Origin of the sequence: Alcaligenes sp. EGD-AK7 (assembly GCF_000465875.3) — a bacterium.
Classification (GTDB): domain Bacteria; phylum Pseudomonadota; class Gammaproteobacteria; order Burkholderiales; family Burkholderiaceae_B; genus Alcaligenes; species Alcaligenes phenolicus.
The window spans coordinates 151,370-172,637 of the sequence record NZ_AVOG02000034.1; the positions used below are offsets into that span (position 1 = coordinate 151,370).

The 21,268-nt window shown below is 57.6% G+C and carries 20 protein-coding genes and 1 pseudogene; 13 read left to right on the forward strand and 8 right to left on the reverse strand.

Going from position 1 to position 21,268, the window contains the following annotated elements; genetic code table 11:
• The first annotated feature begins 688 nt into the window (after nucleotides 1–688).
• The 4 genes from N879_RS13695 to modD all read left to right on the forward strand — a co-directional run bounded on the left by N879_RS13695 (nucleotide 689) and on the right by modD (nucleotide 5,400).
• The gene (locus N879_RS13695) at nucleotides 689–2,854 is read left to right on the forward strand and encodes a malate synthase G (protein ID WP_009461182.1); all 2,166 of its coding nucleotides are present in this window, start codon (nucleotides 689–691) and stop codon (nucleotides 2,852–2,854) included.
• Between the two features lie 271 nt (nucleotides 2,855–3,125).
• Nucleotides 3,126–3,836: a molybdate ABC transporter substrate-binding protein gene (gene modA, locus N879_RS13700; RefSeq protein ID WP_021447124.1), complete on the forward strand. Its 711-nt coding sequence runs from the start codon at nucleotides 3,126–3,128 to the stop codon at nucleotides 3,834–3,836.
• A gap of 11 nt (nucleotides 3,837–3,847) precedes the next feature.
• Nucleotides 3,848–4,501 (forward strand): molybdate ABC transporter permease subunit, encoded by a 654-nt coding sequence (gene modB / locus N879_RS13705; protein ID WP_041202946.1) that lies wholly within the window; start codon nucleotides 3,848–3,850, stop codon nucleotides 4,499–4,501.
• Nucleotides 4,498–5,400 (forward strand): ModD protein, encoded by a 903-nt coding sequence (gene modD, locus N879_RS13710; protein WP_009461185.1) that lies wholly within the window; start codon nucleotides 4,498–4,500, stop codon nucleotides 5,398–5,400. The genes modB and modD overlap by 4 nt, the downstream gene beginning before the upstream one ends.
• 247 nt (nucleotides 5,401–5,647) lie before the next feature.
• Here the strand turns inward: modD and N879_RS13715 are convergent, their stop codons facing one another.
• Nucleotides 5,648–6,541 carry a LysR family transcriptional regulator gene (locus N879_RS13715; protein ID WP_009461186.1) on the reverse strand — a complete coding sequence of 298 codons (894 nt, stop codon included), beginning with the start codon at nucleotides 6,539–6,541 and terminating at the stop codon, nucleotides 5,648–5,650.
• Between the two features lie 89 nt (nucleotides 6,542–6,630).
• Here N879_RS13715 and N879_RS13720 point away from each other — a divergent pair, with 89 nt between their 5' ends.
• The 3 genes from N879_RS13720 to N879_RS13730 all read left to right on the forward strand — a co-directional run bounded on the left by N879_RS13720 (nucleotide 6,631) and on the right by N879_RS13730 (nucleotide 9,266).
• Nucleotides 6,631–7,377: a sulfite exporter TauE/SafE family protein gene (locus tag N879_RS13720; RefSeq protein ID WP_031232810.1), complete on the forward strand. Its 747-nt coding sequence runs from the start codon at nucleotides 6,631–6,633 to the stop codon at nucleotides 7,375–7,377.
• A gap of 170 nt (nucleotides 7,378–7,547) precedes the next feature.
• Nucleotides 7,548–8,033 (forward strand): PaaI family thioesterase, encoded by a 486-nt coding sequence (locus N879_RS13725; RefSeq protein ID WP_009461187.1) that lies wholly within the window; start codon nucleotides 7,548–7,550, stop codon nucleotides 8,031–8,033.
• Between the two features lie 225 nt (nucleotides 8,034–8,258).
• Nucleotides 8,259–9,266, forward strand: a complete 1,008-nt coding sequence (locus N879_RS13730) for an AraC family transcriptional regulator (protein WP_009461188.1) — start codon at nucleotides 8,259–8,261, stop codon at nucleotides 9,264–9,266.
• On the opposite strand, the gene N879_RS13735 is transcribed toward N879_RS13730, so the two are convergent.
• Nucleotides 9,263–9,775 carry a 2,4'-dihydroxyacetophenone dioxygenase family protein gene (locus N879_RS13735; RefSeq protein WP_009461189.1) on the reverse strand — a complete coding sequence of 171 codons (513 nt, stop codon included), beginning with the start codon at nucleotides 9,773–9,775 and terminating at the stop codon, nucleotides 9,263–9,265. The two genes, N879_RS13730 and N879_RS13735, sit on opposite strands and share 4 nt — an antisense overlap.
• 432 nt (nucleotides 9,776–10,207) lie before the next feature.
• Here N879_RS13735 and msuE point away from each other — a divergent pair, with 432 nt between their 5' ends.
• The 6 genes and pseudogenes from msuE to N879_RS13765 all read left to right on the forward strand — a co-directional run bounded on the left by msuE (nucleotide 10,208) and on the right by N879_RS13765 (nucleotide 13,947).
• Nucleotides 10,208–10,795 (forward strand): FMN reductase, encoded by a 588-nt coding sequence (gene msuE / locus N879_RS13740; RefSeq protein ID WP_009461190.1) that lies wholly within the window; start codon nucleotides 10,208–10,210, stop codon nucleotides 10,793–10,795.
• Complete coding sequence (ssuD, locus tag N879_RS13745) at nucleotides 10,792–11,952, forward strand: FMNH2-dependent alkanesulfonate monooxygenase (RefSeq protein WP_021447128.1); 1,161 nt, start codon at nucleotides 10,792–10,794, stop codon at nucleotides 11,950–11,952. Before msuE ends, ssuD begins: the two co-directional genes overlap by 4 nt.
• Nucleotides 11,949–12,803 (forward strand): amidohydrolase family protein, encoded by an 855-nt coding sequence (locus N879_RS13750; RefSeq protein ID WP_021447129.1) that lies wholly within the window; start codon nucleotides 11,949–11,951, stop codon nucleotides 12,801–12,803. The genes ssuD and N879_RS13750 overlap by 4 nt, the downstream gene beginning before the upstream one ends.
• Nucleotides 12,804–12,887: 84 nt before the next feature.
• Entirely contained in the window at nucleotides 12,888–13,178 is a 291-nt protein-coding gene (locus tag N879_RS13755) for a nucleotidyltransferase family protein (RefSeq protein ID WP_009461192.1), read from the forward strand.
• Nucleotides 13,179–13,210: 32 nt separating this feature from the next.
• Nucleotides 13,211–13,396, forward strand: a pseudogene (locus N879_RS13760) (HepT-like ribonuclease domain-containing protein); the annotation flags it as partial.
• Complete coding sequence (locus tag N879_RS13765; RefSeq protein WP_009461194.1) at nucleotides 13,390–13,947, forward strand: recombinase family protein; 558 nt, start codon at nucleotides 13,390–13,392, stop codon at nucleotides 13,945–13,947. The pseudogene N879_RS13760 and the gene N879_RS13765, both read left to right, overlap by 7 nt.
• A 123-nt stretch (nucleotides 13,948–14,070) precedes the next feature.
• On the opposite strand, the gene N879_RS13770 is transcribed toward N879_RS13765, so the two are convergent.
• From N879_RS13770 to N879_RS13800, 6 genes are all read right to left on the reverse strand, one after another.
• A complete protein-coding gene (locus N879_RS13770; protein ID WP_021447131.1) occupies nucleotides 14,071–15,369 on the reverse strand; it encodes an acyl-CoA dehydrogenase family protein in 1,299 nt (432 codons plus the stop codon).
• A gap of 12 nt (nucleotides 15,370–15,381) precedes the next feature.
• Nucleotides 15,382–16,227 carry a MetQ/NlpA family ABC transporter substrate-binding protein gene (locus N879_RS13775; protein WP_051359135.1) on the reverse strand — a complete coding sequence of 282 codons (846 nt, stop codon included), beginning with the start codon at nucleotides 16,225–16,227 and terminating at the stop codon, nucleotides 15,382–15,384.
• Nucleotides 16,228–16,298: 71 nt separating this feature from the next.
• The gene (locus tag N879_RS13780) at nucleotides 16,299–17,726 is read right to left on the reverse strand and encodes an LLM class flavin-dependent oxidoreductase (RefSeq protein ID WP_009461198.1); all 1,428 of its coding nucleotides are present in this window, start codon (nucleotides 17,724–17,726) and stop codon (nucleotides 16,299–16,301) included.
• A gap of 16 nt (nucleotides 17,727–17,742) precedes the next feature.
• Nucleotides 17,743–18,567: a MetQ/NlpA family ABC transporter substrate-binding protein gene (locus N879_RS13785; RefSeq protein ID WP_009461199.1), complete on the reverse strand. Its 825-nt coding sequence runs from the start codon at nucleotides 18,565–18,567 to the stop codon at nucleotides 17,743–17,745.
• Nucleotides 18,568–18,732: 165 nt separating this feature from the next.
• Nucleotides 18,733–19,932, reverse strand: a complete 1,200-nt coding sequence (locus tag N879_RS13795; RefSeq protein WP_021447133.1) for an SfnB family sulfur acquisition oxidoreductase — start codon at nucleotides 19,930–19,932, stop codon at nucleotides 18,733–18,735.
• Nucleotides 19,933–19,936: 4 nt separating this feature from the next.
• On the reverse strand, nucleotides 19,937–21,202 hold the full coding sequence (locus N879_RS13800; protein ID WP_009461202.1) for an SfnB family sulfur acquisition oxidoreductase: 1,266 nt from the start codon (nucleotides 21,200–21,202) through the stop codon (nucleotides 19,937–19,939).
• Nucleotides 21,203–21,268 lie beyond the last annotated feature (66 nt).

Here is a 21,268-nt window from a genome sequence, read left to right on the forward strand (position 1 = left end):
CGTTACTGGTTTTTGACTGAATCACAAGCCCTACTGTCCACACAATGGACACGACTATCGTTGGTTTTGAGACTGAATTTACTCACAGGCCCCATTTAAACAGGCAGCTTTACCCCGGTTTTGGGCAAATTCCATTTTTCCGGGATCAGGCAGGTCGAGCCCTGGCGCAAGCCCTTGACCCAAGACCCTGTTTTTATGCTAATGGCGCTAGACAAGCGGCTTGGCGGGCATATCAGGTATTTCAAGCGGGACCAGATGAGGCAGCTTATGATGGCAAGTGGAAGTCAGGCACGTCTTCTACCTCATATATAAGACTTGCCCAAATCCAGTAAATACATTAAGTATGTAGTCTTAATACTTTTAGTATTAAATCCAGCTAGCGTCAGTCCTTCATAATTTAAGTTATCCAACCTGGCAGTGTGCTCGGCATGCGTGTGAGACATAGCTCGTCATCGCGCAAATTAGCTTGTATTTAGGCTAATTTACAATGGGTTAGCGTATTTTAATGATTTTCGCTTCAAGCATTTGCTCGCCCTCTGATGTCATTTGTGTCCTGGCGCCGCGTGGGTCTTGTCACCCGCGATTTCAGCAAGATCTGAAAGTGCTCTTGACCAGGTAATTGCAGTTAGCAAGGCCGTTTTGGCCTGCCACTGTACCGAATCACTTTTAACTATCAGCAAGGGTACACATGACCACTCGAATCTCCTGCCAGCGACTGCAAGTCGCCGAGGTGCTTCATCAGTTCATCGAACAAGAAGCCCTGCCCGGCACAGGTATCTCCTCCGAAGCCTTCTGGGCTGGTTTCGATAAGCTGGTCCATGATCTGGCACCTAAAAACCGCGCCTTGCTGGCCGAACGCGACCGCTTGCAAGTCGAACTGGACAAGTGGCACACGGCCAACCCAGGCCCCATCACCGATATGCCTGCCTACAAGAGCTTCCTGAGCTCCATCGGCTATTTGAAAGAAGCGCCTGCCAACGTCAAGGTCAACACGACCAACGTCGACACCGAAATCACCGAACAAGGTGGTCCTCAGCTGGTTGTGCCCATCATGAACGCACGTTACGCGCTGAACGCCGTAAACGCACGCTGGGGCAGCCTGTACGACGCGCTGTACGGCACCAACGCCATCCCTGACACTGACGGTGCTCAGCGTGGCGGTGGCTACAACGCCGTGCGCGGTGCCAAGGTTATCGCCTTTGGCCGTCAGTTCCTGAACGACACCATTCCTCTGGCTCAAGGCAGCCACGATCAGGCTACCTCCTACACCATCACTGACGGCGCTTTGCGCGTCACCCTGGAAAACGGCGGCACCACCGGTCTGAAAGACGCCTCGACCCTGCTGGGTTACCGCGGTCAGCCCGATGCGCCTGAAGCCATCGTGTTCCTGCACAACGGCCTGCACTTTGAACTGCAGATCGACCCCAACAGCCCCATCGGCAAGACCGACCCGGCTGGCGTGAAAGACATCGTTCTGGAAGCCGCACTGACCACCATCATGGACTGCGAAGACTCCGTGGCTGCCGTGGACGCCGACGACAAGGTCCTGGCATACCGCAACTGGCTGGGTCTGGTGACCGGTTCGCTGACCGAAGAAATCAAGAAAGACGGCAAGGTCTTTACGCGCCGCCTGGCTGACGATCGCCAGTACACCGACTTGAAGGGCGCTACCCAGACTCTGGCTGGCCGCTCCCTGATGTTCGTGCGTAACGTCGGTCACCTGATGAGCAACCCTGCCATCATTGACGGCGAAGGTCGCGAAATCCCTGAAGGCATTCTGGACGCCGTGATCACCACCCTGATCGGCATGCGCGATCTGGAACTGAAGAAGAACTCGCGCAGCGGCTCGCTGTACATCGTCAAACCCAAAATGCATGGTCCTGACGAAGTGGCGTTTGCCAGCGAGATCTTTGACCGTGTGGAAAGCCTGCTGGGTCTGGCTCCCAACACCGTCAAGCTGGGCATCATGGACGAAGAGCGCCGCACCAGCGTGAACCTGAAAGCAGCTATTGCCCAGGCCACCGAGCGTGTCGTGTTCATCAACACCGGCTTCCTGGACCGCACGGGCGACGAAATCCACACTTGCATGCAAGCGGGTGCCGTGGTGCGCAAGGCCGACATGAAACAAGCTGACTGGCAGCCTGCCTACGAGCGCAACAACGTTCAGATCGGCCTGCAATGCGGTCTGCGTGGTCGTGCCCAGATCGGTAAAGGCATGTGGGCCATGCCTGACCTGATGGCTGAAATGCTGGAGCAAAAGATTGGTCACGTGAAGGCCGGTGGCAACACCGCCTGGGTACCATCGCCTACCGCTGCCACGCTGCACGCCTTGCACTACCACCAAGTCAACGTGGTCGACGTCCAGAAGGGTCTGGAAGGCGACACCAACGACTACCTGGACAGCATCCTGACCATTCCTGTGGCCACTGACACCAGCTGGTCCGCCAAGGAAATCCAGGAAGAACTGGACAACAACGCTCAGGGCATCCTGGGTTACGTGGTGCGCTGGATTGACCAGGGCGTGGGCTGCTCCAAAGTGCCTGACATCCACGACGTGGGCCTGATGGAAGACCGCGCTACCCTGCGTATCTCCAGCCAGCACATCGCCAACTGGCTGCTGCACGGCATCGTCACCCACGAACAAGTGGTTGAAACTCTGCAGCGCATGGCTGCTGTGGTTGACCAGCAAAATGCAGGCGACCCAGCCTACCAGAACATGGCCGGCAACTTTGAAGGCTCCTTTGCCTTCCGCGCTGCTCAAGATCTGGTTCTGAAGGGTCTGGAACAGCCTAACGGCTACACCGAGCCTTTGCTGCACCAATGGCGTCTGGCTTTCAAAGCCGCTCAAGCCTGAAGCACACCATACTGCCCGGAGTTCACCTCCGGGTAACAGTACCCCCAAAATCCCCATCTTGCTGGTTCAGGATGGGGATTTTTTTTCGTCTCCTGTTTCCAGCTTTGCGGCAAAGAGGAATTTGAATCGTCGCTCGGCACAAGCAGCATTTCCAAGTTTTCAAGCAGGTTTGAGTCTCGGGGCTCCGGCTTCGGAGCTTGGCGAACATCCCTGTTTGCCTCATCTCGTTATAAACTCGAACTCATAACGATTTTGACCGACAGGAAACCCCATGAAATCTTTGCTGTTTTCCGCCGCTTGCCTGCTGGCCATCACCACCACCGCTCACGCTTCCGACCTGCTAATCGCTACTGGCGCAGGCTACCGCAAACCCGTCACGGAATTGATGGAAGCCTTCAATAAAGAAACAGGCCTGACGGTAGAGAGCAGCTTTGGCAATATGCAGCAGGTCCGCGCTCAGAGCGAACAAAACCCGGACATTGCCGCCATTATTGGCGACCGCTTTTTTCTGGAACCCATGGGCATTGCCCAGCAGTTCGTGAACATCAGCCAGGGTGCCCTGATGCTGGCCGTGCCCAAGGGCAAGACCATTGATTCCATCCAGGACTTGCAGCAGCCCAGCTATGCCCGCATTGCCATTGGTGATGCCAAGAAAACTGTCTACGGCCGCGCCGCCACCACCTGCATGGAACGCGAAAAAATCCAGGCCGAGGGTCGCAGCATTGAAGTCGCCATGCTGCCGCAGGTATCCACCTACCTGCTCAATGGCGAGGTGGACGCCGGTTTCATCAACCGCAGCGAAGCGCTGGCCCACAAGGACAAGCTGGGTACCATCCTGCCCATGCCAGCCCAATGTCACGACCCGATTGATCTGAGCCTTGCCGTGCTCAAGGACCGTCCTGCAAGCCCTGCCTTGCAATCCTGGACCCAGTTCCTGGGCTCGGACAAGGCCAAGTCCATTCTTGAGCGCCACGGCCTGTGATGTCCGCCTGGATGAGCTGCTCCAGTAGCTCGCTGGGCCTGAGTGTATATGTGCTGACTGCCACCTTGGTGGCTCAACTGGTTCTGGGGGTAGCGCTGGCCTGGGTACTGGCCAGAAAGCGCTTTCCAGGCCACGGATTACTCGATTCACTGGTGAGCCTGCCGCTGGTTTTCCCACCGATTGTTATCGGTTACTTGCTGCTGCTTGCCTTGGGTAGACAGGGCTGGTTGGCCAGTGCCACCGGCTGGTCACCCAATATTGTTTTTCAGCCCGCAGCCTTGCTGATCGCCGCCTTTATCGCCGGGCTGCCATTGATGGTCAAACCCGTACAAAACAGCATGAACAGCCTGTCGCCACGGCTGCGTGAAGCAGCAGCCACACTGGGCCACGGCACCTGGTCCTACTTCTTCCGGGTGGAATTGCCCTTGCTGCGTCCTGCCTTGGCCACCGGACTGATTCTGTCAGGCGGACGGGCCATGGGAGAAGTGGGCATTTCGCTGATGTTGGGTGGCAATATCGCGGGTCGTACCGAAACCCTGTCTTTATCTATCTACAACGCCGTCCTGGATGGCGACACAGACTGTGCCAATGCGCTGTCCTGCTTGCTGGGGCTGACGGCATTAGCCTGCTTTTGGGCGCTGCGGCGCTACGGGAATCAAAAATGACGGTTTTTTTTGAACAAAGCCAAATCGACCAATGGATTGGCGAGGATGCCTCCTACCTGGATCTGACCAGCCACATGCTGGGACTGCACAACCAGAACACCACACTGCGTTACGTCGTGCGTGACCATATCCGCGTGGCAGGCACTGAGGAGGTGGCCGAGATTGTGCGCTCTTGCGGCGGTCAGACTCAGCACTACACCCCCAGCGGCGTGGCGGCCATGCCCGGCCAGACCATTTTGCTGGCACAAGGCCCCGCCAAAGCCTTGCTGCGCGCCTGGAAGGTCGGCCAGAACCTGCTGGAGTTTGCCTGCGGCATCGCCACCCTGACACATCAAGTCGTGCAAGCCGTGCAAACGGTAAATGCCTCGGTGGCTGTGCTGACCACTCGCAAACATGCGCCTGGGGTACGCAAGCTGGCCTTGAAAGCCACACTATCGGGCGGAGCCATGCCGCATCGGCTGGGACTGGGCGAAACCATTTTGATCTTCCCCCAGCACCGCGCGCTGATGGGTGGCTGGGAGGAGGTGGGCCGGGCGATTGCCCGTCACAAATACGCCTTGTGCGAAAAGAAAATCGTGATCGAAGCGGCAGATCTGGATGAAGCCTATAGCGCGGCTCAGGCGGGCGCGGACGTGGTGCAGTTCGACAAAGTCCCGCCCGAGACCCTGGCACAAATTGTGCCTGCGCTGCGCAAAGCGCATCCCAACGTCACCATTCTGGCAGCGGGCGGGATTCATGCAGGTAACGCAGCCGCCTATGCCGCAACAGGTGTCAATGCCTTGGTGACCAGCAGCCTGCACTACGCGAAACCGGCCGATATTGGAGTGAAGATCAACTTGGCAGAGCCAGCAGAATCGCAAGAGCCGCTTGTTGCCAGCAAACTGGAAGGGCTGGAATAAAATCACCGGCCGCTCACTATTTGTCAGCCTGGCCCACTAGGGTGTTAAGCGAAAACAAGGAAGGTGAGCTCCAGCATTAGAGCCAGTCATCAAACGACAGAGTTGCAAAGCACCACCAATAGAAAAACAGATCGCTGAATCCGACAAAAAATGCGGGAATCAGCATGAACCTTACGCCTGGCATCTGCCCCCTGGCGGTTTGGAAAGCATGCAGCTCCGTGAACAAGTGTCCACAAAAAATGTGAACTCAGACAGTCTCCTTAGACCCCAAATGCTGCAACAAGCGCTGCATGGGTTTGGATAGGGCGCCCCAGTCCTGATAACACAGGCACAAGGAGCGCTTGGCCCAGGCGTCACTCAAAGGCCGCGCCACAAAGCCATGGCGACGCTTGTAGCGGCTGGCCACGCCTTGCGGCACAATCCCCAGGCCCACACCGTGGGCCACCATCTGGCACAGCCCTTCGAAGGTTTTCATACGGATGCGCTGCACCCAAGCATGGCCCGCTGCGCGAGCATGTTCGTCCAGATGGTCTTGCAGGGCATTACCCGGCATCAGGCCCACGAAGGGTTCATGCAGAACATCCTGCAAGCTCAATTTGCTGTGTGCCGCCAAGGGGTGAGCCGCAGCCATAATCAGCACCAGATGATCCTTGGCCACCGGCTCCAGCACCAGCCCCGGTGCCTGCACTGCATCCGACACCACACCGGCCTGGGCCAAACCGGCGGCAACCGTACGCACAATATCTGCGCTGGTACGCTCTTTCAGCTCGATATGCAGATTGGGGCGCTGTGCTAACCAGGGAGCCAAGCGCGACGGTAGAAACTCGGTTAAGGCCGCCGTATTCGCATACAGATGCAAAGTCCCCCGCGCTCCAACAGCGAAATCCTGCAACTCGCCTTTCAGCAGATCATGCTGACGCAGCATCAAACGGGCATGGTGGGCCAGCGCCTCGCCTGCCTCTGTGGTGACGACTCCCCGTGGCAGGCGCTCCAGCAAAGCAACGCCGGCATCGTCCTCGATACGGCGCAAACGCTCGCTGGCCGAAGCCAGAGCCAGATTCGCGCGTACCGCTCCCTGTGTGATGCTGCCTGCATCCACAATGCTCAAGAACAAATGCAGATCGGCCAGACCCAGTCGCATCACCACTCCTGAAAACCCTTCGGATAAACCGAAGGATAGCGCCTTAAATCCACATTGTGTGCACCTGCCTGCCACGCTTCAATACAGGCATGCACGAATCTCTCTCTTTCCTTCTTCTACTCAGTGCCATCTTCCTGATAGCGGGCATGGTCAAAGGCATTACCGGCATGGGCCTGCCAACGGTAGCCATGAGCTTGCTGGGCCTGATGATGTCACCGGCCTCGGCTGCCGCCTTGCTGGTGCTGCCTTCTTTCATCACCAATGTCTGGCAATGCTTTGTCGGGCCGTCCATGCTGGCTTTGCTGCGCAGGCTCTGGCCCATGATGCTGACCATTGTGCTGGGCACGCTCTGGGGCTCAACGCTGCTGGCCAATACCTCACCACAGCTATCGGGCATGGCCTTGGGTATCGCGCTGCTGGTGTATGCAAGCTATGCGCTTATCGCCCCCGCCCTGACCGTGTCGCCCCGCTTCGAGCCTTGGCTGTCACCCTTGATTGGTCTGGTGACCGGCGTGGTGACCGGCATTACCGGCGTTTTTGTGATGCCAGCCGTCCCTTATCTGCAGGCCCTGAATCTGGATAAAGACGAGCTGGTGCAAGCCTTGGGGCTGTCCTTCACAATCTCCACCATCGCGCTGGCTGGCGGTCTGTTCATGCACGATGTGTTCAAGCTGAACCAGCTGGGCATGTCCACCTTGGTGATTGTTCCGGCTTTACTGGGTATGTGGCTGGGGCAAAAGATCCGCGTGCGCATCAGCCCGCGCCGCTTCAAGCAATGCTTGCTACTGTTTCTGGCGGCCCTGGGCCTGCAACTGATTATTCGTCCTTTTATTTAAGGCTGAACACAACATGATCGGCTACGTGTAAAACGTGAATCCACCGGGGCTAACGTTTTTAAGCTAAGCCACAAGACTGGCAACATCATTCACGATGTATTGATCCGCCAAGAGCTACCCTCACGGCCAGCACCACATTCTCAAATCGCCTAGCAACGACTGGAGCCACCATGCCAAGTTCATCTCGCCACTTACCCGTACTGGAATATCTGCAACGCCAACTGGATGACACGCTGGCCGAGGGTGAGTACACGCATATGCGTTACCCCACCGCAATCTCCCAGCTGCTGAACTTTCGTATTACTGCTATAGATGAAGCCAGCGCCACGCTGGAACTGGACGCAGACGCTGCCTTGCATGGCAACCAGCAGGGCACGGTACATGGCGGCCTCTTGTGCGAACTGGCCGATGCCGCCATCGGCACGGCCCATTCCACCTTGATGCAGGAAGGCGAGAGCTTTACCAGCATTGATCTGAAAGCCACCTTTCTGCGGCCAGTCTGGCTAGAGCGGCTGCAAGCCCATGCCTGGGCCACGCATCGCGGGCGCAGCATCAGCCATTACCGCTGTGAAATCCAGCGAGAAGACGGCAAGATGATTGCGACAGTGGAAAGCGCTGTCATGACCTTGAAAGGGGATCGGGCCCAGGGGCGTTAAAACTCCTGCTGCCGACTTCTTCAAGCCTCAACCACAGCACCAAGAAGCAGACAGCTTCTTTTAAACTTAAATAAAATAGAAAACTGGCTATCTATCTGTAAATAAATAATATTCTGAAACCGACCAGCCCCGATCAGGGATAGCCCCCATGCCCACCCAGCCGCTCAACTTTTACACTAGGCGCTGGTCACGCGCATCCTTATGCTCTGGAACAAGGGGTTCCCAATGTCGGCAGAAAATGGCTTGGATCTGTCGGTGTTGTACCGTCATCCAGTCTTTCATTCCCACAGCGCCGAGCTGTCTCATCAGCCACTGAGTCGGGCCATTTCCCGGCATGCCCTGCATTGGGGTCGCGGGCGCATCAACACCAGCTTGTACCGCCGCGATATTGATCAGATCAGCCTGATGCGGCTGGGCTACGGTGCCGAAGTGGAAATCCAGGCCGATGCTTTCGGCGACTTCTGTCTGGTGCAAATGCCCTTGCAAGGCACGGCCGAATTCATCAGCGATGGCCATCACAGATTAACCGCCTATCCCGGCGATATTGCGGTGGTATCCCCTCGCCACCATGTGCGCACCTTGTGGCAAGCCGGTTGCGAACAGCTGATCGTGAAGATCCCCTACAGCTTGTTTGATGGCGTGGGCCATCAGACGCTGGCACAAGAGGGCATGACCCGAGGCTGTGTCTACAAGCTAGACCCCTGTATGGGCCCGCAATGGGCCAACCTCATCCAACACCTGCTTCTGCTACCGGCGCAACATGGCGACCGTCCAGCCAACTGGACGCAGCATATTGAAAGCAGCCTGGCCTTGTTCCTGCTGTGTCATCCTGCCGATGAACAAGCCGTGCAGACTCTGGTGGATGAGTCCATGGGAGCGGCGGCCCGAGCAGGGCAGATGCGTCTGCTCCAAGCTAAAAACTATGTATTGGCGCATTTGCACAGCAACATCTCACTGGATGATCTGGCGCAGGCAGCGGGTGTGAGTCCCCGCTTCCTGCATCTGCTGTGCCGTCGTCACTACAAACAGTCCCCCATGAGCTGGGTACGCAATCTGCGTCTGGACGCCGCCCATCAGGTGCTGCAAAGCCGGCCCCGCCCCAACGTCACCGAGGTGGCACTGGCGCATGGTTTTGGGCATCTGGGGCGGTTTTCTGCCTACTACCAGCAACGCTTCAAGGAACTGCCCCATCAAACGGGGCAGACACGGCACACAAGCATCAAACAGTCCTAGATGAACATGGACTTGTTGATGGGCAGATTGTGCTTCTTACAGTAGCTGGTGTAGTGGTCGATCATCCAGAACACATCAATGATTTCCAGGATGTTGTCGTTCTCGTCCAGGAACTCGATAGGCGTGCCCAGGTGGAACAGGGTTTCCATGCCTTCGTCGGACACCAGGGTGTGCGTGCGACCGGGGCTTTCGTGGATGTAATGACCGGCGCGGGCCACCCAATCGTATTCCTCGTAGCGCAGGCTGCCGGACAGAATGTAGCCGGTCACCACAGCGCGGTGGCGATGACGCCCCAAAGAACCACCTTTGTCAGCGCGCATGATGTGCACCGAGGTGTTGTTGCGAATATCAAAGCTCAGGTGACGCAGCCAGATATTGGGGCCGAAAGGAATCCAGGGGGAGGTTTCCTCGGACGTATCGAAGTGGCCTTCAACCAGCGCGTATTCGTCGCGTACCTTGTCGATGCGTTTTTCAATGTCGATATAGGGTGGGGTGCTGTTTTGAGTCATGACTTGTCTCTCTCATAGAAATAAAAGCCGCTGTGTTTCCCACACAGTCGGATGCCAATCCCCCCGGATTGACCTGGTTTCATTCTATGAAGCCATTTGGTGCCGAACTATCCAGCTTTGGCACAACGTAGCGGCGCACTATCCAGTTCTGGCACTCCCGCTCCGATCGCTTTATTTGACCCCGAAAAAGACCGGCGACGAACTCCTGACACAGTTCATGCCCATGCCATTTGGCAGCTCATTTTTTCACATTCAACAATACTGATTTTCATAAGCAAATCAAAAGAGTAAGGACGCTTATCGACCATAAACACATGAGCGAATTGTCTTTCGTGGCAGCGGCGATCAGGCATGTAATACAAGGCATTGACTCGCACAGGTGCCCCCGTTTTCTGGCGGCACCTTGTTCTGATTTCACTGCAAGGAATTGCCATGAGCCGCCCTCTGAAAACCGTTATTGTGAATGGGAGCCTGCACCGTCCCTCCCGCACGCAAGTGCTGCTGGATGCGCTACGCGACACACTGAACGACCAACTGGCACTGGACGTGCAAAACATCGAGCTGGTCAGCCTGCTGCCCGAACTTGGCGCGGCCCTGTCCACCGACGCCTTGCCCGCCCATGCGCATCAGGCCATCACCGCCATTGAGCAGGCCGACTTTCTGATCGTGGGCTCGCCCATCTTTCGCGCGGGCATTCCGGGCCTGCTCAAGCACCTGTTCGATCTGATCGACATGAATGCCCTGAACGGCACGCCTGTACTGCTGGCCGCCACTGGCGGCAGCCAACGCCATGCCCTGGTCATCGAACATCAGCTGCGTCCCCTGTTCAGCTTCTTCCAGGCGCTGACCCTGCCCATCGGGGTCTATGCCACGCCCGAAGAGATTCAGGACGGCGAAGTCACCAGCGCCGCCCTGCAACAGCACATCCAGCGCACCGTTGATCTGGCCGTGCCGGTACTGCACAGTATTCAAACGCGTTTGCCGCTGCGAAACTCTGTTCTGGAGGCGCAGGCAGCATGAGCCAAATCACCTCCACCACACCCGATATTTTCTGGTTCCTGCCCACCTCGGGCGATACCCGTTATCTGGGCAAATCCGACTTTGGCCGCGCGCCCACCAACGAGTATCTGCGCAGCATTGCCGTCACCAGCGAGAACCTGGGTTATGACGGCTTGCTGATTCCTACCGGCGCCTCCTGCCTGGACCCCTGGGTGGTGGCGGCCAGCCTGGTTCCTGTTACCCAGCGCATCAAGCTGCTGGTGGCGCTACGCACCTCCTTGGGCGCTCCCGTCTCCAGCGCACGTCAGGCAGCGTCCCTGGACCAGGCCCTGCATGGCCGTTTGCTGCTGAATGTAGTGCCTGGCGGCGATGCCACCGAACTGGCCGCCGAAGGCGTGTTTCTGGACCACGATGCCCGTTATGAATACGCCCATGAATACCTGACGATCTGGCGTCAATTGCTCTCTGGCGACACCGTGAATTTTCAGGGTAAGCACTTCAAGGTGGAGAATGGCCGCAACTTCTTCCCGCCTGTGCAAAAACCCTATCCGCCCTTGTACTTTGGCGGCTCCTCGGACGCCGCCCATGAGCTGGCTGCCGAGCATGTCGATGCTTACCTGACCTGGGGCGAACCACCGGCTGCTGTGGGCAAGAAATTTGAGGACATCCGCCGCCGCGCCGCCGCCCGTGGTCGCAAATTGAGGCTGGGGGTACGCTTGCACGTGATCGTACGTGAAACCAATGAAGAAGCCTGGGCCGAGGCGGATCGTCTGATCAGCAAATTGACGGACGAGGACATTGCCAAAGCACAGGCCAACTACGCCAGCATGGACTCGGTAGGCCAGAAACGCATGGCGGCCTTGCATGGTGGCCGTCGCGATCAGCTGGAAGTCTCGCCCAATCTGTGGGCAGGGGTGGGGCTGGTACGGGGCGGGGCAGGCACCGCACTGGTGGGCGACGCCCAAACCGTGGCCCAGCGCTTGCAGGAATACATAGACCTGGGTGCGGACTCCTTTGTGCTCTCGGGCTACCCCCATCTGGAAGAATCCATACGCTTTGCCGAGCTGGTGTTTCCACTTCTGGGCAAACGGGCCGTCACCGTCAGTGATCGCGCCCAGACCGGCGGTGCCTTTGACGCACGCGGTGTTCAAAATCAGCAACTTTCCTCTGCATCATGAGCCAGAAAATAATCGATCTACGCTGCCGACCTGCCTTTCTGCACAAGTTTTTCGGGGCCGAACCTGGTACGCCAGAACATGCCACCGCGCGTTGGCTGAATCGCCGCGTTGGCACTCGTGGCAGCGATACTCACTTTGAAAAGTCACTTAGCCAGGAAGGCTTTCTGGAAGAAGTGCGCCAGGCCGGACTAAGTAAAGCGGTCGTCGTAGGCCGCCACACACCGTCGCAACATTTGCCCAACGACACCATTCATCAGATCGTGCACGGACACGATGAATTGCTGGGCATTGCCGGTATTGATCCGGCTCTGCAAGGCGAGCAGCAAGCCCTGGCCGAGGCAGAACGCGCCATCAAGGAGCTGGGCTTGTCCGGCATTGATATCGAGCCGGGTTTTGGTGTTCCAGCACGTCACCCCGATGACCCGGTTTACTGGCCCGTTTACGAACTGGCGCGCCACCTGAAAGTACCCGTCTTTTTGATGAGTGGCCCCACCACGCCGGACCCGCGCTACAACGACCCGGCCGGGCTGGCCAAAGTGGCCAAAGCCTTCCCGGATCTGCCTTTGGTGGTCTATCACGGCTATTGGCCCAATGTGCAGCAGGCCATAGGCCTGGCCTTTCTGCACGAGAACGTGCATCTGGTGCCGGATATGTACATTTTCCAGCCGGGAAACGAAGGCTATGTGCAGGCTGCCAATAGCTTTCTGTCCGAGCAATTGCTGTTTGGCTCGTCCTATACCTTCCGCCCGATTCGCCAGAGTATTGAGGACTTCCAGCAGCTGGGTTTCAAGGATGTAATTCTGGACAAGCTGTTTTATGACAATGCGGCCAGGCTGTTTCAACTCTCGTAATAATTTCGATCTGAGGAACCAGGCCTTGAAATCCCATTCTCGATAACTTACCGTTTTGATGAGTTTTGATAAGAAGGGATGACCATGCGTCCATCTGTTGTGCTCGACATGAACCGAGATGCAGTGCGTGAAGCCGTAAGCCGCTTTCGCACGGCGAATCCACGCGTCTTCGGTTCGGTACTACATGGCACCGACCAGGATGGCAGCGACATTGATTTGCTGGTTGACGCAATGCCTGGTGCGACGCTGTTTGACCTGGGAGGCCTGCAAGACGAGCTGGAATCACTGCTCGGTATTCAAGTCGATTTGCTGACGCCCGGTGACCTACCACCTAAAGTCCGTGCCCAAGTGCTTGCAGAGGCGCAACCAGTATGAGCAAGTACCGTCTTCCGGATTACCTTGACCTCGAGTTCGCTCAGGCTCATGGACAAGTGCCGTGGCGTAATATGCGCGGTATGCGCAACCGCATCGCCCACGGCTACTTCGACGTCAACCTCGATGTCGTGTGGGACACCGTGCAGACAGCACTACCGGAATTGCTTCAACAGTTACTTGCCGTTCGTCAGGATGCAGACGGCGACACGCCATGCTGATAGGCTATGCGCGCGTCTCGACGCAAGATCAGAACCTTGAATTGCAATGCGAAGCTTTGATTCAGGCCGGGTGCCAGAGGGTCTTTGAAGACAAGGTAAGTGGCACGCGAGCAAATAGTCCAGACTTGGTCAAAGCGCTCGAAATGCTGCGCGAGGGCGACACATTGGTGGTCTGGAAGCTGGACCGCTTGGGCCACTCAGTCAAGCAACTTGTCGATCTGGTCAACGAACTGCGCACACAAGGTATCCAGTTCAGAAGCCTCACCGACTCCATCGACACCAGCACGCCGTCTGGTCGGTCCTTCTTCCACGTCATGGCCAGCCTGGCCGAGATGGAGCGCGAACTGACAGTCGAACGTACCCGTACCGGGCTGGAAGTCGCCAAGCAGCTTGGCCGCAAGGGTGGTCGCAAACCCAAGATGAACGACAACAAAATCAAGTCAGCCAAGAAGCTGCTGGCCAGCGGTGTACCACTCAAGGACGTGGCCAAGAACCTGGACGTATCCGTTCCTACGCTTTATCGCTGGGTGCCAGCCTCATCACGCGCTTAGCGTACTATTTTGTCGGTGATTTACCCTGAGAGGCTGCGCGCTCAAGGCTGACAACATAAAGGGCACGATTAATTCATGCCCTTTATGTTTCCAAGAGGCGGCCCCGCCTCTGGCCGCATCAGCTCAACTCCCCTTGGTCCCCACATGCCAGTAGTACACAGGCTCGGCCTCGTTCAACAAAATATCCCCCACCGAACGAGCCTTGTAGATCACCGGATTATGCGAAGCCAAAGCTCGCGCATTACGCCAATGTCTATCCAGACGACGGGACTCCTCCAGGGCCGTAGAGCCACCCACATCAAACAGGCGCGTGGCCGCCCGCAAGACAGGTTCCACTACAGCCACTTGCGCCTGTGCCGTTCGCAGTTCCAGGGCATCCAGTGTTTCGCGGGAGACCTCCACACCCGCCTGCCGCTGATCCGCAATGCTTTGCAAATGAGCCGCCACATCACGTACCGCCAGTTGGGCAATATAGGCCGTGCTGGCCAACTCTCCCACAATATGCTGCACCAAGGGGTCGTCCTTGGGCAGCGCCGCACTACCATGGCTAAAGACACGCTTGCGCGCCTGTACATAGGCCACTGCATCACGCTGCACGGCTTGAGCAATACCTGCCAGGGTCGCCAAATGCACCAGCTGAAAATAAGCCAGCAACGGTGTGGGTTCCTGACGCGGAAAACGGATGATGGCGCTCTCGGGCACAAGCACATCCGTCAGCACCGTCGTGCCAGACCCCGTCAGCCTTTGGCCAAAGCCATGCCAGTCATCCAGACGCTCCACCCCTTCCTGATCGGTGGCGACCACGGCATGTACCGTTTCATCCTCCTTCTCCGTTCCTGTGCTGCGGGCCACCACCGTGACCCAATCCGCGTACAAGGTGCCCGTGCTGTAGAACTTGCGGCCATTCAGACGCCATTGACCGGCCTGCTCTGGATCGGGCTCCAGCGTGGTTTGCAACTGGCCTACAGCGCCCAAACCAGTCTCGGTCGTGGCATTACCAAAAATCGCCCCTTGGCCTGCCAATGGCAGCCACTGCGCTTGCGTGGCCTCATCCCGATCAATCAACAATCGGTCGATGAAACCGAAATGAGGGCGCAGAATTTGGGCGACGTTTGAGTCGGCCGCGGCCAGTTCCTGAAAAAGCTCAAAGAACACCGGGATGGAGACACCACTACCACCCCATTGAGGCGGCACGCGCAGAGCGGTAAAACCGCTGTCTTTCAGCCAAAGAATGGGGGCGTAGGCCAAGGTACGGGTGTGCTCGCGCTCTGCCGCGGTATCGGCAATGCGTTGAAAGAGGGCGCCGAAACGGGCACGCAAGGCGCCCAGATCGGAAGCTCGTGCACTTGCTGGCGCTGCCCTTTCTGGCACAGTCCGGCGTGGCGCAACATCAGAGGTAAAAACGGCAGTGTCAGTCATCATGATGTGCAGCCCTCAAGGAACCTGCGTAATGGAGGCATGACCCGCCGTCTTCCACGGCAAGGCATACAGCTTCTTGTCTCCCGCAAAAGACGCGTCGATCTGCGCGGCCACGGCAGGGGAGTTTTGATAAAGATCCACAAACTGGCGTATGCGCGGATCCTCTCTATGGCCGCTTCTAGCCACAAAGCGAATCGCGTAGTACAGATCATCCACCGTGGAATACTGCAAGGCCTTGCTGGCCAGCTCGGCCTGCCCGGCGTTCACAAAATGGGCTGGATAGCCTTGGACCAAGGGCAGGTCATCGGCTGCGCGCACCAATTGCGGCCCTTCGACTTCCACAATGTGCAGCTTTCTGGGGTTGGCCGTCACATCATGAATCGAGGCACGCGCAGTTGCCCCCTCTTTCAGCTGAATCAGGCCAGCCGTCTGCAAAAGCAGCAAGCCGCGCGCCTGATTCACCGGATCACTCGCCACCCCAACAGAAGCGCCTTCGGGCAGCGCATCCAAGGACGAATACTGCTTGGAATACAAGCCAATATTGGGCAATAAACCATAAGCCACACTTTCAATGGCATAGCCGCCTTCCTTGACGGCATTGTCCAGAAAAGCCTGATGCTGGAAGTAATTCAAATCCAGATCCCCGGAGGCCAAGGCCGTATTGGGCGTGGTCCAGTCGGTGAACTCAATCACCTCGACCTCCAGGCCCTGTTTCTTGGCCTCCTTGGCTGCCACGGCAACAGAATCGGCCAAAGAGCCGGGCGTGACGCCGATTTTCAATGCAGCAGCAGACACATGCCCCGCTAGGCCCAAAGCTGCCAAGGCAAACACGGCACGAATAGAAAAACGGGCAGACAACATGATCCTGACCTTATAAAAGGGGTCGTAAAAAATGATCCAACGCAGCAGATACTGGCTCTTTCTCACCTTAATCAGCTTGCCTGCAAGGCAGAGGTAGCCGCCTCATCCGATCCCGCCTCCGGGGTCGGACCGGACACCAAATGCCGCCACTGCGCGGCAGAGTGCGTGGCAGATACCCGATCACCTTGCCCAAACAGTTGCTGGCGCAGGGTTCCACCTTCATAAGCCGTGCGATAGCGGCCCCGGTTTTGCAGCTCGGGCACGATGTAGCTCGCAAAGTCCTCCCAGGTTTCAGGCACAACGATGCGGGTCAGATTGAAACCGTCGATCTCGCCTTCATCAATCCAGGTGCTTAGCGCATCCGCCACTTGCTGCGGGTCGCCCACAATGGTTTTGTAGCGGCTACCCAGCGTGAATTGCTCCAGCAGCTTGCGACGCGTCGTCCAGCCTTGTTTCTGGGCTGCGGCCGCTGCAGATTGAATCGCGTTGCTGGGGCCAAAGCGGATGGGTTCATCCAGGTCATACTGGGCAAAGTCCACGCCGGTACTGGCCGCAAAATGCGCCAGGCCGCCCTCGGAACTGGCATGGGCCAGATAGTCGGCATACTTCTCTTTAGCCTCGGCTTCCGTAGCACCCGTAACGACCGCCACACCCGCATAAATCTTCAGGTCCTGCGCTTGCCGTCCCGCATTGACCGCTGCCTGACGCAGCTTGCGGGACGAGTCCCTGGCCGCTTCCGGGTCCCGCGCACCGATGAAAACCCCTTCAGCATGTTGCCCGGCAAACTGCAGCCCCCGCGCCGAGGTGCCTGCCTGGAACAGCAGAGGCGTGCGCTGAGGAGAGGGCGCGCTCATATGAATTGCATTGCTGCGATAAAACGGCCCTTCGTGATGCACGGTATGCACTTTCTCGGGCAGGGCATGGATACGACGCTGCTTGTCGGCAATCAGCGCGCCATCTTCCCAGCTGCCTTCCCACAGCTTGTAAGCCAATTGCAGAAAGTCCTCGGCCCGGTCGTAACGACTATCGTGTGCATCCAGACCATCCTGCCCCAAACCCCGCGCCCCGCTATCCACATAGCCAGTCACGATGTTCCAGCCTATGCGGCCATTGCTTAGCTGATCCAGCGTGCTGACATCGCGTGCGAAGGTGTAAGGGTGATGCGCCGCCACTGACGCTGTCAGACCAAAGCCAATATGTTGCGTGACGGCTGCCATGGCCGAGACCAGCAGCCAGGGGTTGTTCACCGGTAGTTGAATACCCTCGCGCAGCGTCAAGTCCACACCTTGCTGGTAAACGTCGTAATAGCCGACCACATCCGCCAGAAAGATGCCGTCGAACAAGCCTTTTTCCAGCGTTTGGGCCAGATCCGTCCAGTACTTCAGAGTGTGATACTGCGTGGATTGATCACGCGGATGCGTCCACAAACCATGGTGGATGTGGCCGACGCAATTCATGTTGAAAGCGTTGATATGGATGTGTTTCTTGGGCTGCGTCATGGGGCATTCTCCTTGCTTAATGCGGCAACCAGGTCAGGCGATACAGCTTTTTCTCGCCCTGGTAGAACTGATCGATTGCCTCGCGCACGGCAGGCGATGTTTTGTAGACCTCCAGGAACTGGGCAATGCGCGGATCTTTCGTCTTGTCGCTACGGGCCACAAACTGAATCGCCCAGGAGTCGTCCTCGTAACTGGTCAAGGACAAGGCTTTCGTAGCATCAAAGGCTTTGGAGGCCAGGATGAAATACGGAAAGCCTTGAGCCAGATCCACGTCCTGCGTGGCACGTGCCAATTGCGGGCCTTCCACTTCCACAAACTTCAGGTTCTTGGGGTTGGAAACAATGTCATCGGGAGTGCCCAGCAAGCCGGTCTCGGGGCGCAGCGTGATCAAACCTGCATGCTGTAACAGACGCAACCCACGGCCTACGTTGACGGCGTCACTGGCAATCGCCACTTTTGCGCCATCGGGCAAATCGGCCAGCGTGGCGTGCTTGAGAGAATACAGGCCCAGGTAAGACAAAATGCCCGGCTGCACGCTGACCAGCTTGAAGCCCTTGTCGCGCACGGCATTGGCCAGGTAATTACTGTTCTGGTAGTAGTTCAGATCAATATCGCCCGCATCCAGCGCCACATTCGGTGTGGCCCAATCGGTAAATTCGATCACCTGCACATCCACACCCTGCTTCTTGGCCTCCTGCGCGGCAACGGCTACCGAGTCCGCAAAAATGCCGGGAACAACGCCGATTTTCAATGGCGCAGCGGTCGCTGTGCTGCTCAACAAAACAGCAGTAGAAACCAGGCTAAACGCCGTCAGTTTTTTCAAAATCTTCGAGATAGTCATCAATCAACATCCAGATAAAAGAGAAAGATCTGTGGCCTGGAAAACAGGCCATATCGAAGCGCATATGTGTCTTGCTGGAACGTATTTACTGACATGCTTTGAGCCATACTGCGCAACGCTTCCTCACCCCTGCAGCCATGCCCAAACACAGCTTTCCAGGTGGCATCACAAAGCACCATGGCGCGGCGGGCGCACTCCATTCAGGGCGTAATTGCCAATGGCGTGGTACTTCCAGCGCACCGGGTCATGCAAGGTATGGACTCGGGCGTTACGCCAGTAGCGATCCAGCCCATGCTGGGCCTGCGTAGCGCTGGTGCCTGCCAGTTCAAATAACTTGCTGCCTGCCAGCACACTGGCGCTGGTCGCCAAAGCCTTGGCCTGCGCAACGGCAATGGAGGCCTGAGCCACGCTGTCCTCATCCGGTGCTTGCTGGGCGGCGTCCACAAAGCGGGCGGCGCGGGCCAGTAGCGCTTGCGCGGCACGCAAACGCACATGCACATTGCCCACCTCCTGCAGCAGCAAGGGGTCCTGTGCGGCGCTGTCCACGCCAGCGGTAATCCAGGGGCGGCTGTGCTCGCGGATAAAGGGCAAGGTGGCCTCGAAAGCCCCTTGGCCTATGCTCAAATCCAGTGCTGCATGGATGATCTGGGCATAGGGGCCAATGGTGGTCGGACGCTCGAAGGAGTCCGTGAACGGCACAACCCATTGCGGCTGCACAGGAACACGCGTGAACTCCACCGTCCCACTGCCTGTGACACGTTGGCCAAAGCCGTCCCAATCGTCTGTCAGCGTGACGCCTGCAGCCCCACGCGGTACAAAAACCAGATACAGGCGGCCATCATCAGGCGAGGTCGTCAGCGTGGGAATCCAGTGTGCAAACAGCGAACCCGTGCAATAGAATTTGCGGCCATCCACAAACCAGCCATCCGGTTCTTTCAGCAATTGCGTGCGACGGACAAAGTCCTTCTTGCCGATCTCTGCCAATGCATTGCCAAAGCGTTTGCCTTGCAGCACCTGATCGTAGAAAAAGGCCTTTTGCTCGTGCGTCGCCCCCACGCGCAACACTTCCAACGCGTAATAGTGGTTTTGCGGGATATGGCCAAAGTTGCCATCGGCCTTGGCAATGCGCTGCACGACACGGGTGAGCACATCGGCGGAAACGCCCGCGCCGCCGTATTCTTTGGGGACCGTAATGCCCCATAAGCCACTTTGACTGAATTGCTCCACCTCTCGATGCGGCAAGATACGGTCGCGATCACGCTCCAGCGCATGGGGGGCAATGGATTGTGCAAACTGCTCGGCGGCTTGCAGCGCTTCGGCCTCGGACTGGATGATGTGTACGGATGTAGAAAGCTGTGTTGTCATGGCCTCAGTTCCATTGGTGATAAGACGGCGAGGCGCCATTGAGCAGGTAATTACCCAGCAAGTGATATTTCCAGCGCACCGGATCATGCAAGGTGTGCACGCGGGCATTACGCCAGTGGCGATCCAGATTATGAGCCGCACGGGTGGACGACGAGCCGGCCAAGGCAAAGAGCTGTTCGCTGGCATTCAAGGCCGCTTCCGTCGTCAGGATTTTGGCCTCGGCAACGGCTACAGAAGCACGGGCGCTGCTGTCTGCATCCACGGGCTTGGCGGCCAACTCATCCAGCAAACGCGCTGCCTCCAGCAAAACTTCCTGAGCGGCATCCACCTCAATCTGCAAGGCCCCGACTTCCTGAATGATATGAGGGTCCTGCGTGGCACTGGCCACACCCGAATCGGTCCAGGGGCGCGCACGATTACGGACAAATTCCAGTGCATCCTGCAAGGCCCCCTGAGCGATACCGGCATCAATACTGGCTTGAATCAGTTGAGAAATAGGACCCGACAGGGAAGGCTTGTCCACAAAACGCCAGCTTTCCAGCACATGGTCTTCCTCGACCAGGACCTGCTCGAACACCACACTGCCACTGGCGGTGGTGCGTTGCCCAAAAGCGTTCCAGTCATCAATCACCTGCACGCCGGGCGCATCACGACGCACCCAGACCTGTACGCCACGGCCTTGCTCATCCGCAGCCCGGAAAGGAATCCAATGGGCGAACAAGGCCCCGGTTGAATAAAAGCGTGTGCCGCTAACGCACAAGCGGCCATCCGCTGCCCGAGCAAGATGGGCAGTGATGTCGGTAATCACCGCTGCCTTGCCCTTTTTTTCCGGCCCGCCATTACCTAAACGCGCGCCTTGCAGCACCGCCTTGAACCAACGCTGCTTTTGAGATTCAGTGCCGGTGTCTTGCAGGTTCTGGATCAGCGCGAAATGGTTTTGCGGGATCTGCCCCAGAGAAGGGTCAGCCGCGCTGATGATGGCAAAAACCTGTACCAGCGTTTCATTGGAAACTTCCAGGCCGCCATAGGCTTTGGGAATAGTGATGGCACCCAAGCCGCTGGCGGTATAGCGCTCTATCTCGTCCCAGGGAAGCTGGCGCAGGCGATCGCGCTCGGCAGCAGTTTGGGCAAATTCAGCAGCCAATTGCCGGGCAATGGCGAGGGCTTCGGCTTCACTGCCAATCACATGCGGCTGTTGGGGGGGCAAGGGCAGACGCGGCTTTGCAGATGCTTGGGGCAAAGCTCCGCCCTGAGTAATCCGATCATTCATACGGCACTCTTTTCAATGACTAAAAACGGTAGGGATAGACGCAGCTTCCAGCACCTGCGTCACGGC

What these genes read in the sequence shown, in the direction of transcription:
- N879_RS13780 (WP_009461198.1), bottom strand. Translation starts at nt 17,726, where the DNA reads ATGACGCAGCCCAAGAAACACATCCATATCAACGCTTTCAACATGAAT.
- N879_RS13755 (WP_009461192.1), top strand. Translation starts at nt 12,888, where the DNA reads ATGCGTCCATCTGTTGTGCTCGACATGAACCGAGATGCAGTGCGTGAA.
- modB (WP_041202946.1), top strand. Translation starts at nt 3,848, where the DNA reads ATGAGCTGCTCCAGTAGCTCGCTGGGCCTGAGTGTATATGTGCTGACT.
- modA (WP_021447124.1), top strand. Translation starts at nt 3,126, where the DNA reads ATGAAATCTTTGCTGTTTTCCGCCGCTTGCCTGCTGGCCATCACCACC.
- N879_RS13765 (WP_009461194.1), top strand. Translation starts at nt 13,390, where the DNA reads ATGCTGATAGGCTATGCGCGCGTCTCGACGCAAGATCAGAACCTTGAA.
- modD (WP_009461185.1), top strand. Translation starts at nt 4,498, where the DNA reads ATGACGGTTTTTTTTGAACAAAGCCAAATCGACCAATGGATTGGCGAG.
- N879_RS13800 (WP_009461202.1), bottom strand. Translation starts at nt 21,202, where the DNA reads ATGAATGATCGGATTACTCAGGGCGGAGCTTTGCCCCAAGCATCTGCA.
- N879_RS13750 (WP_021447129.1), top strand. Translation starts at nt 11,949, where the DNA reads ATGAGCCAGAAAATAATCGATCTACGCTGCCGACCTGCCTTTCTGCAC.
- N879_RS13775 (WP_051359135.1), bottom strand. Translation starts at nt 16,227, where the DNA reads ATGTTGTCTGCCCGTTTTTCTATTCGTGCCGTGTTTGCCTTGGCAGCT.
- N879_RS13725 (WP_009461187.1), top strand. Translation starts at nt 7,548, where the DNA reads ATGCCAAGTTCATCTCGCCACTTACCCGTACTGGAATATCTGCAACGC.
- N879_RS13715 (WP_009461186.1), bottom strand. Translation starts at nt 6,541, where the DNA reads ATGCGACTGGGTCTGGCCGATCTGCATTTGTTCTTGAGCATTGTGGAT.
- msuE (WP_009461190.1), top strand. Translation starts at nt 10,208, where the DNA reads ATGAGCCGCCCTCTGAAAACCGTTATTGTGAATGGGAGCCTGCACCGT.
- N879_RS13785 (WP_009461199.1), bottom strand. Translation starts at nt 18,567, where the DNA reads ATGACTATCTCGAAGATTTTGAAAAAACTGACGGCGTTTAGCCTGGTT.
- N879_RS13735 (WP_009461189.1), bottom strand. Translation starts at nt 9,775, where the DNA reads ATGACTCAAAACAGCACCCCACCCTATATCGACATTGAAAAACGCATC.
- N879_RS13770 (WP_021447131.1), bottom strand. Translation starts at nt 15,369, where the DNA reads ATGATGACTGACACTGCCGTTTTTACCTCTGATGTTGCGCCACGCCGG.
- N879_RS13720 (WP_031232810.1), top strand. Translation starts at nt 6,631, where the DNA reads ATGCACGAATCTCTCTCTTTCCTTCTTCTACTCAGTGCCATCTTCCTG.
- N879_RS13795 (WP_021447133.1), bottom strand. Translation starts at nt 19,932, where the DNA reads ATGACAACACAGCTTTCTACATCCGTACACATCATCCAGTCCGAGGCC.
- ssuD (WP_021447128.1), top strand. Translation starts at nt 10,792, where the DNA reads ATGAGCCAAATCACCTCCACCACACCCGATATTTTCTGGTTCCTGCCC.
- N879_RS13695 (WP_009461182.1), top strand. Translation starts at nt 689, where the DNA reads ATGACCACTCGAATCTCCTGCCAGCGACTGCAAGTCGCCGAGGTGCTT.
- N879_RS13730 (WP_009461188.1), top strand. Translation starts at nt 8,259, where the DNA reads ATGTCGGCAGAAAATGGCTTGGATCTGTCGGTGTTGTACCGTCATCCA.